The 17,957-nt window shown below is 33.7% G+C and carries 15 protein-coding genes; 12 read left to right on the top strand and 3 right to left on the bottom strand.

What is annotated here, in order from left to right; genetic code table 11:
* The 4 genes from T323_RS0115040 to T323_RS0115025 form a co-directional block, all read left to right on the top strand.
* Positions 1-2,449, top strand: a 2,449-nt coding sequence (locus T323_RS0115040) for a UvrD-helicase domain-containing protein (protein WP_026674015.1), incomplete at its 5' end; no start/stop codon positions are given.
* Entirely contained in the window at positions 2,442-3,263 is an 822-nt protein-coding gene (locus tag T323_RS0115035) for a PD-(D/E)XK nuclease family protein (protein WP_169737909.1), read from the top strand. The genes T323_RS0115040 and T323_RS0115035, both read left to right, overlap by 8 nt.
* A gap of 3 nt (positions 3,264-3,266) precedes the next feature.
* Entirely contained in the window at positions 3,267-5,165 is a 1,899-nt protein-coding gene (locus T323_RS0115030) for a site-specific DNA-methyltransferase (RefSeq protein WP_026674013.1), read from the top strand.
* A 14-nt stretch (positions 5,166-5,179) separates the two neighbouring features.
* Complete coding sequence (locus T323_RS0115025) at positions 5,180-8,191, top strand: restriction endonuclease (protein WP_026674012.1); 3,012 nt, start codon at positions 5,180-5,182, stop codon at positions 8,189-8,191.
* A 55-nt stretch (positions 8,192-8,246) separates the two neighbouring features.
* Here T323_RS0115025 and T323_RS0115020 read toward each other — a convergent pair whose 3' ends face one another.
* The gene (locus tag T323_RS0115020) at positions 8,247-8,531 is read right to left on the bottom strand and encodes a hypothetical protein (protein WP_026674011.1); all 285 of its coding nucleotides are present in this window, start codon (positions 8,529-8,531) and stop codon (positions 8,247-8,249) included.
* Positions 8,509-9,510, bottom strand: a complete 1,002-nt coding sequence (locus T323_RS0115015) for a ParM/StbA family protein (RefSeq protein ID WP_026674010.1) — start codon at positions 9,508-9,510, stop codon at positions 8,509-8,511. The genes T323_RS0115020 and T323_RS0115015 overlap by 23 nt, the downstream gene beginning before the upstream one ends.
* 380 nt (positions 9,511-9,890) lie before the next feature.
* Between T323_RS0115015 and T323_RS0115010 the strand changes: the two genes are divergently transcribed.
* Both T323_RS0115010 and T323_RS0115005 read left to right on the top strand, forming a co-directional pair.
* Positions 9,891-10,826: a hypothetical protein gene (locus T323_RS0115010; protein WP_026674009.1), complete on the top strand. Its 936-nt coding sequence runs from the start codon at positions 9,891-9,893 to the stop codon at positions 10,824-10,826.
* Positions 10,827-11,115: 289 nt separating this feature from the next.
* Complete coding sequence (locus T323_RS0115005; RefSeq protein ID WP_026674008.1) at positions 11,116-13,101, top strand: DnaB-like helicase C-terminal domain-containing protein; 1,986 nt, start codon at positions 11,116-11,118, stop codon at positions 13,099-13,101.
* A 24-nt stretch (positions 13,102-13,125) separates the two neighbouring features.
* On the opposite strand, the gene T323_RS0115000 is transcribed toward T323_RS0115005, so the two are convergent.
* Positions 13,126-13,662 (bottom strand): helix-turn-helix domain-containing protein, encoded by a 537-nt coding sequence (locus T323_RS0115000; protein WP_026674007.1) that lies wholly within the window; start codon positions 13,660-13,662, stop codon positions 13,126-13,128.
* A gap of 193 nt (positions 13,663-13,855) precedes the next feature.
* Here T323_RS0115000 and T323_RS0114995 point away from each other — a divergent pair, with 193 nt between their 5' ends.
* From T323_RS0114995 to T323_RS26875, 6 genes are all read left to right on the top strand, one after another.
* Entirely contained in the window at positions 13,856-14,698 is an 843-nt protein-coding gene (locus tag T323_RS0114995; RefSeq protein WP_026674006.1) for a hypothetical protein, read from the top strand.
* Between the two features lie 35 nt (positions 14,699-14,733).
* On the top strand, positions 14,734-15,018 hold the full coding sequence (locus tag T323_RS0114990; protein ID WP_026674005.1) for a hypothetical protein: 285 nt from the start codon (positions 14,734-14,736) through the stop codon (positions 15,016-15,018).
* The gene (locus tag T323_RS0114985; RefSeq protein ID WP_035178896.1) at positions 15,008-15,409 is read left to right on the top strand and encodes a four helix bundle protein; all 402 of its coding nucleotides are present in this window, start codon (positions 15,008-15,010) and stop codon (positions 15,407-15,409) included. The genes T323_RS0114990 and T323_RS0114985 overlap by 11 nt, the downstream gene beginning before the upstream one ends.
* A 341-nt stretch (positions 15,410-15,750) precedes the next feature.
* The gene (locus T323_RS0114980; protein WP_026674003.1) at positions 15,751-16,206 is read left to right on the top strand and encodes a hypothetical protein; all 456 of its coding nucleotides are present in this window, start codon (positions 15,751-15,753) and stop codon (positions 16,204-16,206) included.
* A 16-nt stretch (positions 16,207-16,222) separates the two neighbouring features.
* Positions 16,223-17,110: a tyrosine-type recombinase/integrase gene (locus T323_RS0114975; protein ID WP_051556558.1), complete on the top strand. Its 888-nt coding sequence runs from the start codon at positions 16,223-16,225 to the stop codon at positions 17,108-17,110.
* 29 nt (positions 17,111-17,139) lie between these two features.
* Complete coding sequence (locus tag T323_RS26875; protein WP_051556557.1) at positions 17,140-17,949, top strand: heteromeric transposase endonuclease subunit TnsA; 810 nt, start codon at positions 17,140-17,142, stop codon at positions 17,947-17,949.
* Positions 17,950-17,957: the final 8 nt, after the last annotated feature.

The raw sequence follows: 17,957 nt of genomic DNA, 5'->3' as shown, positions 1-17,957 counted from the left end.
GCTTTTATGGCGAACGGTAAATGCTATTGTGTTCCAAAATGTTTTGCCAGAGAGAATTTTTTTATCGACATTTACAGAGAAGGCCGCTAAACAATTAAAAGACGGTCTACAGAGTATATTGGGGGCAGTGACCAATATTACAGGTACTCCTTATGATATTTCACGTATGTATGTAGGAACAGTTCATTCGTTGTGTCAGCGACTAATAGGTGATAGAAGATTTACAGAGAGAAGAACAAGAGTAAAGCCTCCAATTTTATTAGATGAATTAGATCAATACTTTTATATAAATTCAAGCTCATTTTGGAAAATGGTAGAAGAGTTACTTCATGTTAAAGAAAATGAATGGAGAGCTGAATTAAAAGAATACTTTGGAAAACGTTCTGAATCACGTCATGAATCAACACTATCACTAATATCCATTTTCAATCGTTTTTCAGAAGAAAATCTACCAATTGAACATATTATTGACCAAGCTACATCAAAACAAGATGAAATGCTTTTGCAGATAGCAAAGCTATATGATTGGTATAAGCAAAAGTTAAACACATCGAATATGGTTGATTTCTCTTTGCTTCAACAAAGGGCATTACACCAATTGTTGCAAAGCGATCACGTTTGTTTTGAATTTGACCATATTATTATTGATGAAATGCAAGATACAAATAGAATTCAAGAACAACTTTTCTTTCGATTAGCTTCTGGAAATAAAAATATTTGTGTTGTTGGTGATGATGATCAAGCTCTTTACCGTTTTAGGGGTGCAACTGTAGAAAATTTTGTTCAGTTTCCTCAGCGTTGTCAAACATATATACACACGACACCTAAAGAGATTCGCTTAAATACTAACTATCGTTCCAAAAAGCAAATTGTCACAACCTATACGAACTTTATAGATAAAGTAAGTTGGGTAAGAGAAGACGGAGAAGGTTACTATAGGCTACACGATAAAAATATTGAAGCCCACAACCAGGATAACGATATTTCAGTAATCACAACTTCACCAGCGAAATCCGAGGATGTTGCTGAAGAAACTGCTCAATTTATTAAAAATTTAATAGATGAAGGTAAAGTGGAAGATCCAAATCAAATTGCTGTACTATTCCCCGCTTTGAAAAATAATCAACATGTAAAAAGAGTAAAAAGGGCTTTAGAAAAAGAAGGAATTAGTGTGTATGCACCGAGGGCTGGTCGGTTTTTAGAAGTAGATGAAGCAAAAGCAATGTTTGGTATCCTTACAAAAGTGTTTGGTAAGCCTGTTCGACAAGAATATTCAGGTGCTTATAAAGATTATCACGATTGGTTAGATTCCATACAGGAGATTGCAAAGGAACTCCTTAAAGGTGATGAACGCTTAGAACAATTTGTGAACTTAAAAGTAGAGGAGCTAAATCGTTGTAAGGAGGACTATGTACGGTTATTAAAGACAGTAACTGATAATGGTTGGTCTCTTCCTGATACATATAATCCTAAGAATCATAAACGAATTCTTACCAAAACTCCGTTGATTTCTCAACAAACGATTCGAGGGTTAGGCTCTGAACGTTTGGACAAAATCATTGAAGAGAGAACAAAGGTTGGTAAGCCCTTTAGCATTCAATATATTCTTAATCGTGCAACATCGGTCGATTGGAATGTATTAGACTTATTTTATAGACTTTGTGGCTTTCCCTACTTTTCACAAATGTTTAAATTAGCTGAAAGAGGTACAGATGAGGGCCCGATTTGCAACTTATCTATGATTTCTGAGTATCTTTCCCGTTATATGGAACAGTCAAAGTCCGTTATCACAGGAGCAAGGTTAATAGAAAACCATTTTACGAATGATTTCTTTGGTCGATATGTGTATGGCTTGTTCCGCATTGGTGAGTCAGAAGTTGAAAATGAGGAAACTCCTTTTCCGAGGGGGCGTGTGCCATTTTTAACAATTCACCAATCAAAAGGATTAGAGTTTCCTTATGTTGTATTAGGTAATCCAGGAAAGAAGAATAGAGGGGTTCCAAGGGTCGAGGAGATTGTACGACCATTGGTGTCAGGGGATAACGAGCCATTGGAACGTGTGCCTGAGTTTGACACAATGAGAATGTTCTATGTAGCACTCTCAAGGGCTGAAAAGATGTTAATAATTTCAAATTTAAGAGGTCGTGGGCAAGCGGTTGATCCTGCCTTTAAAGTGCTGTTTGACGAAATGAATTACCCAATGATACCAAATGTAAGGGTGTCAGATATGCCTAATGTTGAAGTAAAAGAAGATGATATCCCTAAAGTTTACTCGTATACAAGTGATTACTTGCTTTATATAAAATGTCCAAGGAACTATATGTCGTTTAAGAAATATGGGTTTGTTCCATCACGTTCACAAACGATGTTATTTGGTAATTTAGTACACCAAACAATTGAAGATATTCATAACCGACTAATTGCAATGAGAGGTGATAGCAGTGAGTAAGAATGAAATGTTACAATTCATAGAAGAGGCATTTGATGAAAATTATGAGTTGCTACGTTTGGAAGGTGGTCATTCACTATCACCACATGTAAAAAAGTTGGCGTTGGAGCAAGTGAAGAATTATTGGAAAAAGCTTCATGATCTTGCCGAAAACGTAACAGATACAGAGGTAAGACTTACACTTCCACAACAAAAAACACCAAAAGGAAAATCATACACTATTCAAGGTGTAGTGGATATTGTAAAAGAAGATGATAAAGTTGTCCTTTATGATATAAAAACGCATGATGTGGACTTTGTAAGGTGTAATAAAAAGGACTATGAAGGACAATTGAACATCTATGCTCATATTTGGGAATCTATAAGAGGACAGCAGTTAGATGCCACTGCAATCCTTGCAACAGGAGAAACGGAATCGTTAAGAAAAGCTAAACGCAGAGCAGATCAAGCAAATAAACCAGAAATTTTAGAAGAAGCAATGGAAGAATGGAATCCAGAAGTTCCCATTGAATTAGTTTCTGAAGAGGTAGAGGCATATATAACTGCATTTGGTGAAGTGGTTGATATGATTGAAGATTATCAGTTTGCTCCTCCACCTGTTGAAAAATTAAAATCAAAAGTACAAGATAACAAAACATTTGCTGTTCATGTTTGCCGAAACTGTGATGTTCGTTTTTCATGTGAATCTTTTAAAGAGTACGTTTTTACGTCTCCAAGTGCAAGAAAGAACTTTTTAGACTTTTATGCTGATTACGGTACAGAGCATGAACGTGTTGAAATTATTGAAGCAAGTTTAGATGAAGAAGAGGTGTAGAAAATGTCAATTGAAGAATTAAAAAGACCTGAGCGGATTGATGAAGATCGAATTGAAAAGTTGAAAGAGCTGTTTCCAGAGGCATTTGGTGATGGAAAGTTAAATATTGAAGTGCTAAAGGATGAGGTAGGGGATTTAGTAGAAGAGAACACTGAAGAGTTCTTTGGGCTACAATGGATTGGTAAAAAAGAAGCAAGGAAACTTGCATCGTATCCACCACAGGGCACACTGAAATTTTTAGAAGGGCAAGGTGTAAATGAAAAAGATACAAACAATGCCTTAATAGAAGGTGATAACTTAGAAGTTCTAAAGGTTTTGCAAAAAAGTTATACAAATAAAATAAAATGTATATACATTGATCCACCATACAATACGGGTAAAGATTTTGTATATAAGGATGATTATAAAGATCCTATTGAAAAATATTTACAAAAAACAGGACAAGCAGATGAAGACGGATTACTTACAAGTAACCCAAAAACAGGTGGAAGATTTCACGCTAATTGGCTTTCAATGATGTACCCTCGATTGAAGTTAGCAAGGTACTTATTAAGGAATGATGGTGTAATATTTATTAGCATTGATGATAATGAATTAGACAATTTAAAGTTAATTTGTGATGAGATTTTTGGAGCAGAAAATTTTATTGCAAGAATTATTCATAAAAATAACTCTAATAAAAACCAAGCAAAATTGATGGGTATATCAACTGAATATATTTTGTGTTATGCAAAAGATCTTTCTCAATTTAAAGATGTTGAATGGAGAGTAGAAAAAAAAGGAGCAGGAGATATACATAGGACATTTCTAACATTGAAGGAACAGGGATTGCAATTAGAGGAGATAGAATCAGAAATAAAAGAAATGTACAAGAGACCTAAATACTCTCATTTGAGTAGGTGGAATAAAGTCGATGAAAATGGTGTTTTTAAAGATGCAGATTTATCGAGGGAAGGAGGACCGAAAAATTATACTATTGATAATCCAGAAACAGGAGAGCCCTGTGTAATACCAAATAGAGGTTGGGGGAAATCCTATGAAGAATTACTAAGACTTCAAAAGGAAGGATTGATTTGGTATGGGAATCCTAATACACCACCTGGACTAAAAGATTATCTGACAATTGGGGATTTATCGGTACCAGATAACTTTTGGTATTTTGATAATTCTACGGATACAAGGTTTATAAAAAGTATATTTGGAACATTGGACTTTGAAAACCCGAAACCTTTAGAAATGATCAAGCAAATAGTATCTATGGTTACGAATAAGGATGACATTATATTAGACTTTTTTGCTGGAAGTGGAACTACAGGTCATGCGGTATTAGCAGTTAATAAAGAAGATAATGGAAACAGGAAGTTTATATTAGTACAAATACCTGAACCAACACGTAATGATAGTTTCTCTACAATTGCTGAGGTTACTAAAGAACGATTAAGAAAAGCAATTCAGCAACTTAACGAAGAAGATGAAAATATAAACACATTAGATAGGGGATTTGCAAATTATTGTTTGGATGCATCTAATATACGCAAATGGAGAACAAACAAATTTAATAATCTTGATATGTTTGATCGGGAAGTGGATTTATTTATAGCTAATTCTATTGTTGAAGGCACAAAAAAGGAAGATTTAATCATTGAGTTAATGCTTAGTCAAAGTTTTCCTCTTGATAGTAAAATATCAAACCAACAGGTTGGCTCTAATCACTTAACAATAGTTAAGCACGAACAAATTCCTGAGCCCCTAATTGTTTGTATTGATGAAAAAATAATTTATGAAACACAAAGTATGTTAAGAAGCAATTTTAGTAAGGCAACAATCATCTGCCTCGATAACGCACTATCTAACGAACAAAAAGTCCTTCTTAGTGAAACTATGAACGTGAAAACTATTTAACGGAGGTGGTTGAAATGGCTAAGAAACTTACATTACATTATGATGAAAATCAGCAGTTCCAATTAGATGCCATCTCCAGCGTAGTGGACTTGTTCGAGGGTGTTCCTTATCAAGAACAAAAGGATATGTTTACGGGTACAACGAATGACGTTGCTCCAAACTTTCCAGCCGATGAGATATTAGACGAAATCCTTCTTCTTGAAAACCTACAAGTCGTTCAAGAAAGAAATAACGATGAAAAACGTGGTAGTGAATTGGAAGTAGCGGATGATTTGTATGTAGACGATGGAATGGTTTTGGAAGTTGCGGGAAATGACTCTTTTCGAGTTCCGCATTTCACAGTGGAGATGGAGACAGGTACAGGAAAAACGTATGTGTATCTAAGAACAATGTATGAATTAAAGAAGAGATACGGATTTACTAAATTCATTATTGTTGTACCGTCTGTTGCAATTTATCAGGGGGTAATGAAGTCGATATCAACAATGAGAAATCACTTTCGTCAGTTATATGACAATCAAGATGTAACTGCGGTAGCCTATGATAGTGCTAAATTAGGTGAGTTGAATACATTTGCGAGCAATACTGACTTAACAGTTATGGTCATGACCATAGACGCTTTCAACAAAGCAAGTAATAACATCTTTAAACATACGGAAAAACTTCAAGGAGAATGGAAGCCGTATCAATATATCCAAGCGACAAGACCAATCATGATTTTAGATGAAGCACAAAACTATGAGACTGCTAAGGCAAAAGAAGCAATTCGTACGCTAAAACCTTTATTTGTCTTACGATATTCAGCAACACATAGAGAAACACCAAACTTGTTATATCGACTAACTCCTATTGATGCATTCCGAAATAATTTGGTAAAGCAGATAGAAGTAATTGGGGTTTCTGAATTAGGGAATTTGAATGAAACGGTTTTGCGATTGTTAGAAGTAAAACGAAATCCACTAACCGCTACAGTAAGAGCATTAGTAATGGATCAAGGTGAGAAGGTTGAACGAGATATTTCTCTAAAACAGGGTGACGATCTATTTACTAAAACGAGAAATCTCGATTATGAGCACTTCAAAGTAGCTGAAATTAGATATGGTAGAAATGAAGATGAACAAGTCCTTTCATTTGAAAATGACATAAGGTTGTCAGTAAGTGATTCCATGTTGTCAAAGGAAAGTATTTTTAGAGCACAAATTGAAAGAACGATCAGTGTTCATTTACAACGCCAACAAGCTTTAAGGGCAGAGGGTATAAAGGTTTTATCCCTGTTCTTTATTGATAGAGTGAAAAATTATACTGCACAAGACGGTATGATCAAACGATTATTTGATGAAAGTTTCGAACGCTTGAAAAGACATTACGATGATTTTAAAGATAAATCAGCAAGTGATGTAAGGCAAGGGTATTTTGCAAAGCCAAAAGCTGATTCTCCTGAGGAAGATGCAGTAGACACTGAAGGTAAAAATCAAAAACAAAAAGAAATGGAAAAACAAGCATTTGAGTTAATCATGAAGAATAAAGAACGCTTGTTAAGCTTTGAAGAGCCTGTGTCATTTATCTTTGCTCATTCGGCTTTAAAAGAAGGTTGGGACAATCCAAACGTGTTCCAGATTTGTACCTTAAATCAGACAAGTTCTACGATGAAAAAACGTCAAGAGATTGGTCGTGGTTTACGATTAGCAGTAAATCAAGAAGGAAAACGAACAGAAAATCATGATGTAAACGTATTAACTGTCGTGGCAAATGAGCAATATGAATCATTCGTCTCCCGATTACAGCAAGAATATATTGAAGACGGAACAGACGCACCGCCACCACCTAAAAAGCCAGAGCAAAGTATTGTTAAACGTAAAGATGAACTATACAATTCAGAAGAGTTTACTAAGTTTTGGAGCAAGTTAAATAAGAAGATGAGTTACAAAGTAGCTATTGATACTGAAAAGCTAATTAAAGAATGTGTTGATAGGCTCAATATTACAAAATTCCCTTCTGCTTTAATTGAAGTAACAAAAGGTCGCTTTATCATGTGTGAATATAAAATATCACTTGTTGAACTTGATGGAGAACGTGCAAAGATCAAGATTAAAATGGAAGATTCTAAAGGGAATAATTTAGAAAATGAATTATATGTATCAGTAAACGATGATTTGAAAAGAATTACGAGAGATGAACGTTTACGAGGATTTAAAGTGCTTCAAATTGATGAAAAGTACGGTGAACCATATGTAAAATTTACAAATGAAATCACTGTAAAGAAATTTGAGCCATATAAATTCCATGCAGAAAAAGCTGAAAAGCCGAAGAAACAAGTGGAGCAAGCTGAAAAGGCAACGTACCCAATACCTGATTTTATTACTCGTACTGCAAATGAAACAAAACTCACGAAGAAGACTATATTCGAAATATTCAAGCGTATGAAAAACGAACAAAAAGAAAAGATATTTTATAACCCAGAAGGTTGGATTAGCGAGTTCTTGAGCCAAATTCGAATTACATTAAGCGATCATATTGTTGATAATATCGAATTTGAAATAGATGAGAATACGGATGTTTATGAAGTAGACGAGCTATTCCCGATAGAATTGAAACAACCTCAGAGAGAATTAGTGGAAGCTGGAATAGCTGGCTTATACGATAAAGTTCAAGTAGATTCAGATGTTGAAAGAAACTTTATAGAGGATTTAATTAAGCCAGATGTTGAACGTGATGATACGTTGCTCTACTTTAAGTTCCCACCAAAATTCAAAATATTACTGCCTAAAATAATAGGAAACTACAATCCCGATTGGGCTATTGTACGTAAATATAATGATGGTAAGCATAAACTTGAACTGATAAGAGAAACAAAAGGTGGGGTAAAGCTGGATGATTTACGGTTCCCGCACGAAAAACGTAAAATTCTCTGTGCAATAAAATATTTTGAGAAGATTGGTGTTAACTATCGAGTGGTAACTGACACAAGTCACGATTGGATGGAGCTACGTGAGCCAGAGCAATTGATTTTGAAAGAAAATCAGTAAATGATAAAAGGAAGGATTGGTTATTAAGTCACCGATCCTTCCTTTATTCTATTTACTAAAATAACTGATTGATTAAGTTAATGTCCTCATCGTTTAAACTTTGCTCTAATTCGGCAGTTCCATTGTTGCTGTTAAATAATATGCCTTTGGTATTTATTGCAGATAACAAATCTTCGAGCTTGTCCTCCAATCTTTTAGCATTCTGCTCACGTTCGAGTTCTTTTTGCAGAACACGACAGATATAATCACTTGAATTTGCTTGTTTAATTACGTGATCGTATAAGTGGCGATATTCATTGCGAAAGGAAACCGATATTCTAAGTCTTTGTTCTTCTTTCATGTTGCTTCGCCTCCAGAATACGAAGAAAGGAAAGTACGTTTGAAAAGTGAGCATCTGGATAGACAAGAGCTGAGGGTAGTTGTTCTAATAATTCACTTTTTAACAATATACTGCCCCCGCCTACGAGAATGATGTTATCAATAGAGTTAATAGATATTTTTCGGCTCTTAGCATAGTTCATAATTTGTCTAATATGCTCTTGTATTAACGTTTTAACCAACTTTGTACTTTCTTCTTGCTTTTCTCCAAATAAATTCACCGTTTTAGTTTTAAGAATTTGTTCAACATCATCGTCAAATAAGGCTATTCCATGTTTGGATGTTAGCATTTCTGTCAGTTTTGCTCTAAGAATATTAACACCTGCTGTTGCAGTAACCATGCGATCATACTGTGGAATAAGGTTATTCATTTCAAGGAAACTAACATTTAATGAGCCAAAATCCATGATTAACAAACGTTTATCTCTAAAACTACTTGTATTGTAGTAGAGTGGCCCGATGCATTCTGGAAGAATAGAAACTGTGGAGATTTTAAAAGAGAAAGGCTTGTTGTTGATTTCTATTCCAATAACATTTCCATCTTGTTTAATAAAGTTCTCGAATTCTTTTTTTAATTTTTCATTTTTATAAAGCAATAATGGGGTATTAACAGCAAGGTGAATATTTGCTAAAGCAGGTATTGAATCTGACTTATCGAGGACTTTAACAATAGCGAGATAAATACATAAAAGATGGTCGATGGTCTGCTTTGTGAGGTCATAGTTTGAATTTTCATCTGATAACATTTCACCAACAAGGTAATGCTTACCGTTATAAAGTATCATTTCATTTTTTCCTGTTAGGTCGGAAAAGCTACTATTAACCTCAGCTACTTTGGTGGGAAATCTCCCTTTTTCAATCATATTTTCTTCATTCCTAAAAGCATATTTGGTATAACTTTTACCGCTGTCAATAGCAATAAAATAGTGCTGGTTTAACATTGTAATCCCTCCTTGAATTTGATTTTTCTTTCTTATATGCGACAAAGTCCTATTTATAACTGAATTTAATAGAAAAATTGTCGAATGACAGTTTGAGAATATGATTTTGTCATAACAATGGAACCATGAATACGAATTCATGGTCGATAATGTTCTATTAAATAACAAGCAGGAATGAGAGTGTAGCCTTCGGCTGCACTCTCATTCACATATTTAGCTCGAACGTACTCGAACTGTTTTAATATATACAACTGTAGATGAAGGAAGTAAGATATATATTGACAAGCAAATAAGACAATAGTCATAAAAAATGTTGCCTGTGGTCAACCAACTAATACTAAGAGTAAATTACAATAACAAAAAAAGGTGAGGTGATAGAAATGACAGTAATAAAACAGTTTTCTGATTACACTTTTACACGTAGGGAAGAGTTACAGGAAATCATTGAAGTGAACTATTTGAAAGTGCCGATTAACGACATCGTTTCGAAAGTGGTTGAAGGGCTTTATAAACTGAAAAATGCTGAGATTGATGAGTATGATTATAACTTGAGCCATTCAATCTCTACCTCTGAAAAGATATCAATTGAACTGAATGAGGAGCATTTTAAATCTATTAGCCAAGTTAAGCAGGCGGTGAGTTTGTCACAAGTGCAACTGCTCATTTACTTGTTGCACCTTTTTCATCAAGGAAATGCTCAAACTGATTTGTTGCTGGAAGCAAAAGATTACTTTAAACATCGGGCAATAAAGCTGACAAAAGCAAGTAAAGATCGATTAGAGAGGGATCTTCTACTATTATCTTCTATTACAATCGAGGTAGAAGTTAAAAAGGGAAAACGTAAAGATTTCTGCTACTCAAGACTACTTGACTTTAAGAAAGTAAAGAGAGGCTATTACGAAGTTTCATTTGGCACATGGATTAGCCACTTATCCAATAAATCGTACACCCTCGTTCACAAAAAACTCCTTCAATATCATCCTTCAAGAGATTGGATCTCCATTCTACTATCCCTGAAACTTGCACAGTTAGCGAAACTACAATTCCCCAAAAACTATTCTACAAGTGCATTGAAATTCTCCACAATCTTTAATCTGCTGGATATAGATCATAGAAAAATAAGCAAACAAGGTATCCAATACTATTCTAAAATTCTCAGCGAAGCGTTTAATCAGTTACAGCAAGATGAGCAATACCGACTTCACTTTAATTTAACAAACGTAACTTATACGGAACTAATGAATGCGAAGTTGGAATATACCCAACCTCTACTGATAGAAAATTATAGAAAGAAGCCAAAAGGAAAAGCAATGTAAGACTTATCCTATATTTAAGTTGCTCTCCCAACAGGTGATTATGTTCCTTGTGTAGGGAGTAATTTTATGTAGTTAATGTTCTTTGCATAGGAAGAAATATACTCATCACAGGAACTAATGTTCTTTATTTAGGGGTTATAACTCCAAAAACGTTGATATAGCAAGGGCTTTGCGTTTTCTGGAGAGCCTAATTATTATAATTATATTAAGTAAAGGGTAAGAGCTGTTAAATAGCTCTTCCCTTTCAAAGACAATGAAGAAAGAAAAATCATTTTGGAGGTGGTTCAAGATGACTGTTGATAGCCAACTACGACTTGATAAAGCAAAACAAAGAGTTCCACTACTGCAGTATATTGAAATGACAACCATGAGCAAATCTAAAAAAATAGGTAGTAATACTTTTCTAATCCCATGTCCTTTTTGCGGTAAGAAGAGTAATCACTTTAAAGTAGATGAGCACAAGCAACTCTACAAATCTTTTAATGAATGTACTCATGGTGGGGATATCATCACTTTTATGGAAGACTATGAACACTTATCAAAGAAAGAGGCTATTCAAAAGCTATTGGAATTAGCAAATATATCATCTGATGTGGAGGTAAAACCAATGAGCCCAATAACTTTCAAGGAAACGAATAAAGAAAATGAATTAAAAACAAATGAAGTAGATTTTACTCAATTGATAGAAATGGCACACAATAATATTGATGAAACGGATTATTTTACTAATGAAAGAGGACTTACTGCTAAGACAATTAACAAATACAAGTTAGGCTATGCAAAAGAAGGTTTAGATTTTGCAATTAACAATCACCCAGATATAGAAGAAAAGCCAAATGATATTACAAAAATGTATAAGTATTTTCTCCCTATTTTCGATGAGGTAGGTAAATGTAGTTACTTCATCCCAAGAAGAGATGACAATTCTCCAAATGCAGAAAAGTTTAAAACTCAAAAAACAAAGAACTTAAAGGGATTTAGCGTACAATTATTAAATGAAAGGTATCTTAAAGCTCCGAACCAATATGATGTTCTCTTCATTGTAGAAGGTTATTTTGATGCATTATCTATTGAAGAGTTCGATTATCCAGCTATTGGACTTAACAGTGTTAGCAATGTTAATAAGCTAATTCAGCTTGTAAAAGATAATTACGATCATGCACTTTCAAAGACTTTTGTCATTATTCCCGACAATGATGAAGAAGGCGAGAAATTATTAAATAAAGTAAATGAAGAGTTTTCGCAATTGGATATAGATTATTTGATAAAAAGAATTCCTGCTGACTATAAAGATACGAATGATTTTCTCAAAGCAGATCGAGAAGATTTAGGTAGCTTTCTTAAAGTTGCTGTTCAAGAGGTTCACACCGATAGGCAAGGCGAGTTTCTTGTAAATTACTTCGATAATTTCTTTGAAGAAATTCGTAATAGTGAAAATCAACCGATTTGTAGCGGTTTTCCAGGATTAGACTCTATTTTAAATGGAGGACTTTATCCAGGACTGTATGTATTGGGTGGTCCCACTTCGCTTGGAAAGACAGCTTTTGTTCATCAAATAGCTGATCAAATTGCAGAAAACGGTATCCCAACGCTTTATTTTTCATACGAAATGAGTAGAAAAGATTTAATGGCAAGAAGCTTATCCCGATTGAGCTTTATAAAGAGCAAAAGTAATGCGTTAACAGATATAGAAATTAAGACGGGTAAAGCTAATCCTTTGTTTTTGGAAGAGTTGAAACAGGGTTATAAAAAAGTGGCAGAAAATATAATTATTCACCAAGGAAACTTAGGCGAAAGTTTAGAGCAGTTAGAAGCAAAGCTGAAACGATTTAAACGCTATCATAATCGGTTTGTGGTTGTTGTAGATTATTTGCAGATTATTAAACTATCTAAAAGTTCAAGTATCGGTGAGAGAAGTAATATTGATGCAGTAGTTACAAGGTTAAAGCAAATTAGTCGTGATTATAATGTACCTTTGTTAGTAATCTCTTCGCTTAATCGCACAAATTATAATGTGTCCGTTGGGTTTGAAAGCTTCAAAGAGTCGGGAACGATTGAATACTCTGCAGATGTTGTAATGGGATTGCAATTTAGTAACGTTAATCAGATTGCAATGCAAAAAGATGAGCAAAAGAAGAGGGAGATGTTAGATCAGTTGAAGAAAAAGTTCCCTCGGGAGCTGGAGTTGCAAATTCTGAAAAACCGTTTTGGAGAGGCATCAGGACAAATTAGATATGATTACTTTACAAAGTATCAGTTTTTTAGAGAGAAATAAAATGGCTTGCGGCTGCAAGCCATTTTACATTTGAGAAAAGAGGGGTTCCTCGTCAAAATCTGATAAAAGCATATCGATAGTTGTAGTGTCATAGATATTATTTTTTATAGCGTAAGCTAAAATTCGATCTCGTATTGAGCTTTCTTCATTAAATGAACGATTAAAATTTCTTAACAAATCAGTAGCTTCTTTAATTGTTAATTCGAATGCGATAGCAAGCTTTACTAAAGTTAAAAAGTCAGGCTCTTTCGTTTCACCTCTGGCTAATTTGCTCCATGTGTCTTTACGTATATTAGCTCTATTATATATGTAGGAAGGTCTCCTAATATTTTTTTCCTTCATTATTTTATCAAGGTATTCTGAGATGCTCATCTTTTTCTCGATAAATGTCGTTGTCATCTTCAGTTCAGCTAACATGGAGCTATAACTATGTCCAAATACAGGGGTCTGTGTCTTAGGAACTGTTTCATCATTTAATTCTTCTATTAACTTTTCGTATCCTCCATTAAAGACAAAATCTCGAAGTTCGATTAGCAATTCAACTATTTTTTCTTCTTTCATAAAATAGTTCAATCCTCCTACTAAATGTTGTCGATAGGCAACCAATGTATTTTATTGCCTGTGTACAATGATAGTGTAAGTAGTTTCCTAATAATTTTCAAGGCTAAAACAAGGTAGAACCGATTTTGCATTTGCAGAACGTTGACTTTGTTATTTAATAGTCTTGTAAGCAACTGAAAGGAGAGTGTTGTCAATGAATGCATTAGTAGCTGAAGAAAAAAATGAGAAGGTTTTTACAGAATTAACCCCTTATTTGAAAGGAGCATTTTTGGATGAAATATGCCCAAAAAATCTTATTCGAACAAATCTGAATAACGTAAATGAATTGTTGTCTGGGGGACTAAATGCAGGAGTATATTCAGTAGTAGGAAAGTTTCATGAAGCTTTATTTGGACTATCGACACACTTGATTGAAGATCTTGCTTCACAAAAGATGGCGGTTATCTATATAACCGAAAATGAAAAAAGGAAGCAATTTATTCAACAGCTAATCGTTAGGCATTATTACAAACAAATGAGAGATCAAGCCCCATCGTTATCTTCTATCATTCACGAAATCAACACAAACTCACTCGAACGAAAAAATCTTCTGAAATCATTAGAAACTATTACAAACCGTATATCCGTCATTGAACGCAAAATGGAACCTGAGGAGTTAGAACGAAGACTAATTAAACAAAAGAAAAAATATAACAAGTTAGCAGTCTTTGTGGATAGTTACTTTTATGGAGGTGATATCGGTTGGATATTTTTAAATTCTTTTGCGAACGAATTATCTATTCCTGTTTTTATTTCACATCACCTAAGTACGAATGATTGTGAGCAACTTCGAGCTGGATTTCCCCCTTATGATTTATTTCGTAGAAGTGATTACTTCATGTTTTTAGATGAACTAAGTCCCCAAATAAAAGAAGAGACCTTTCAAAAATCCACAACCATTTATAACTTAGAAATTTTTAGTGAATTACTCCCCTACAAAACGAAACAAACCCAACTAACTTATCACAATGACTATTATTACTTCCAAGACGCTTAAATTAAAAAAACAAAGAATAAAGGAGTGAAGAAATTTTGAAAGAAAGTAATTTTTTAGAATGGACAAGAAATAAATATCGTAGGTATAGAGATTTTAGTGGAACCGATGTTAACAGCTTATATTTCTTTTTAGAAGACCAGGCGATAATGGGAAACATTTGGAGGTTAGTGGATATGGATGACCTACAGCATGGGGAACGCTTTTTGATTAGGCACATGTTTCGTAAGTACCTTGAACGCCAATTTCCAGAGACGAAGGAAGAGGAAATGCTTTTAGCTAATTTAATTGTACGTGAAGGGAGTATTGCCAATGGCAAATAAGAAATCAGAACAAGAGAACATGTTTGTAAAAGATTTCAGAAAGCTAATAGTTTACCAAAGGTCTTTAACTCTTGTAAATAGGGTATATGAAATGATTAAATGTTTTCCTTCTGAAGAACGTTATCGCTTGGAAAGTCAAATTGTCAGGGCTGTAACGAGTATATCTGCAAATATTGCGGAATCGGAACAACTTTATGTTAAAAAGCGGTTCTCATTTCTAAATAATGCTATTGGTAGTGCCAATGAATTTAAGTGTTGGTTAGATATCGCTCTTCAACAGAATTATATTGATAGTGATACTTTCAATGAATTAGAAGAAAAAGCAGATGAAATTATTCGTATACTCCTTAAAATCCTCAAGAATCTTAGCCTTCAGAAAAACCCCTCATAAATAATACCACGCAATGAAAACTCTTAATCTTAGATGTAAAATAGTTATGTATAGAGTTTTACCGTTCTTAATTATTAAAATCAAAGGGAATATACTGTACTTTAATCTCTTAATAAGTTTGAACTCTATGCATAACTAACAATTATGTAGAAGGATTATTTTTACAGTTAATACTTGAAATTTAAGAGAGATCTTTCTATAATATTGTTATCGTTATTATCGATAAATTAAATAGCAAATCAAAGTGTCATCTTTTTAGTTAGCGAGGATTTTAAAAAAATCTTCTGCGTTGACTATAAAGGATGGCACTTTTTTTTTGACAAAAAGAAAGGGTGGGAAAATTGGGAGTTAGTTATAGTTGTAGGTTGGTAAAATATAGTGATGAATCAGGAGAGGGGTTTAAGGATTCTGTAGCGATTATATTTAATTTTAAGATAGAAGAAAAAGGTTTACATTTGCTATACAAAAGCTTATTTGAACCATTTATAACATTGCCACTAAAACCAATCAAGGAATTGGAAAGTATAGTTGGTTTAAATAGAAATTATCTCTGTGATTTATTTAACTTTAGAACCTATGAAGTTAGTATTACTTCTGATACAGATTTTACTCTGTCATCAAGGGATGTGAAACTTGAAGGGAAAATTGATTTAGAAAATCTTAAACAATATGGTTTCTATAGTTTATTCGATTTGCATAATGAGGATGTGTTATATGGTTTATTGTTTACAACAGCAACTGTTGCAGATGGTGAAAATGGCACTATATATTATAATTCTGCTTTATTAAAAAAGTAATGAGGGAGAGTTTTTAATGATTATGTTCTTTAAAAAAGAATTGGTAGCACAAGGTAAAAGTCAATTGACTATTAAAGCATACTGCCAGGATGTAAAACAATTCATGGATTGGTGGGAACAAACAATCGGATATAAAACAGACGTTATAACTGAAACGGATCTACGAGAGTACCGTCAATATTTAAACTTGATTAAAAAGTTGAAGGTGACCAGCATAAACAGAAAATTAAAAAGCATAGTTCAATATCAACGTTTTCTTCTTAGTCAAGGTGTTTGTAAAGAGGAAGTAGATTTGAAGAAAGTCTTACAGAAAAATAACATTGAGCTGGATTACGAAGTCAAAGTGGTAGAAAAGCAAGACTTATATAGATTAAAGCGAACAATAGAAGCAGAGGGAAATAAAAGAGATATCCTAATCTATTACCTATTATTTGCAACAGGTGTTCGTTGTAGCGAATTAGTCTCAATAGAAGTGGATGATATTCACATTACAGATCGGAACGGCAAGTATAATTACAGTTACGTTTTGATAAGAAGTGGGAAAGGAAACAAGCTTAGAAAAGTTAATCTGAATGCTCAAGTTGTGAACGCAGTTAAAAACTATTTGGAAATTCGACCAATTATTCAATCGCAAAAATTATTGCAAGGACAACGGGGAGCGTTAACAAGATTAGCGATCAATAAAATTTTAGAGAAATATAGTAGAATGGCACAACTTGATTATATAGTAACTCCACATATGGCGAGACATACATTTTGCTCAAATCTGATTAAAGAAGGCAATGTCGATGTGAAAACTGTTGCGATATTAAGCGGCCACAGCTCAGTTGATACACTTTACAGATTTTACGTAAATTCAAGTGCTGAAGATAAACAACGAGCGGTTGAAAATTTACATGTGTAGCTATTGTGGTATAGAAGGGAAGATATTTAATGAATATTTCACCTTATTATGAATCTAATTCAAAAGTAAAAAAATATTTAAAAGAAGGAAGAGGTCAGGGGATTGGTAAAGAATACATCCCCTGGACAAAAACATATTCACAAGAGTTTTCTTCGAAGGGTAGAGCAACAAGAACTTTTGGTTTGAAGACAGGAAGAACTCATCATTTGCAATCAGACAATCAATATCGAGCTTTTTTAATATTTGAGCATTGTACTAAAGTGGTGGATATTCGTGAATCTTACCCACTGCTGGATGTTATGGAAGTTATAGATGATAAAGATGATCTTCGGTTTGATAAATTTTGCGATAAAGAAACGAAAGAACCGTATGTAATCACTACAAATTTTCTATTAACTGTTAAAAAGAGTGAAGGTAATGAAGAATACGTTGCGAGAACAATAAAAAACTCATCCGAACTAAAGCGGAATATTACATGGGAGAAGCTTGAAATTGAGAGAAGGTATTGGCTAAATAAAAAAGTTGATTGGAAGATTGTTACTGAAAAGCAATTGTCCAGACAGCTTGCTAAAAATATTGAATGGATAAGAGAAACAATGTTAAGTGACAATGAAAAACACTCTGATAAAGATCAATTATCAGTTCTATTTTTTCGCTATCTCATGGAAAATGATCATATTCCGTTAAAAGAAGTTACCAAGAAGTTTGAGAAGCAAGAGAGCTTACAAAGAGGATTAGGGTTATTTTTGTTTCGTTATTTATTGGCAAAGAAGGAAGTAGTTATAGATTTGACTCAGTCTATTGATTTCTCTAAAAGCATCAAGGATTTAATGGTTTAGTTGGTGGT

This window comes from Alkalihalobacillus bogoriensis ATCC BAA-922 (assembly GCF_000621445.1).
Classification (GTDB): domain Bacteria; phylum Bacillota; class Bacilli; order Bacillales; family Bacillaceae_F; genus Bacillus_AO; species Bacillus_AO bogoriense.
This window is presented reverse-complemented; position numbering and strand designations above follow the sequence as displayed.

Excerpts from the sequence above, each read along its gene's own strand:
- T323_RS0115030 (WP_026674013.1), top strand. The coding sequence starts at position 3,267 with ATGTCAATTGAAGAATTAAAAAGACCTGAGCGGATTGATGAAGATCGA.
- T323_RS0115025 (WP_026674012.1), top strand. The coding sequence starts at position 5,180 with ATGGCTAAGAAACTTACATTACATTATGATGAAAATCAGCAGTTCCAA.
- T323_RS0115020 (WP_026674011.1), bottom strand. The coding sequence starts at position 8,531 with ATGAAAGAAGAACAAAGACTTAGAATATCGGTTTCCTTTCGCAATGAA.
- T323_RS0115015 (WP_026674010.1), bottom strand. The coding sequence starts at position 9,510 with ATGTTAAACCAGCACTATTTTATTGCTATTGACAGCGGTAAAAGTTAT.
- T323_RS0115010 (WP_026674009.1), top strand. The coding sequence starts at position 9,891 with ATGACAGTAATAAAACAGTTTTCTGATTACACTTTTACACGTAGGGAA.
- T323_RS0115005 (WP_026674008.1), top strand. The coding sequence starts at position 11,116 with ATGACTGTTGATAGCCAACTACGACTTGATAAAGCAAAACAAAGAGTT.
- T323_RS0115000 (WP_026674007.1), bottom strand. The coding sequence starts at position 13,662 with ATGAAAGAAGAAAAAATAGTTGAATTGCTAATCGAACTTCGAGATTTT.
- T323_RS0114995 (WP_026674006.1), top strand. The coding sequence starts at position 13,856 with ATGAATGCATTAGTAGCTGAAGAAAAAAATGAGAAGGTTTTTACAGAA.
- T323_RS0114985 (WP_035178896.1), top strand. The coding sequence starts at position 15,008 with ATGGCAAATAAGAAATCAGAACAAGAGAACATGTTTGTAAAAGATTTC.
- T323_RS0114975 (WP_051556558.1), top strand. The coding sequence starts at position 16,223 with ATGATTATGTTCTTTAAAAAAGAATTGGTAGCACAAGGTAAAAGTCAA.
- T323_RS26875 (WP_051556557.1), top strand. The coding sequence starts at position 17,140 with ATGAATATTTCACCTTATTATGAATCTAATTCAAAAGTAAAAAAATAT.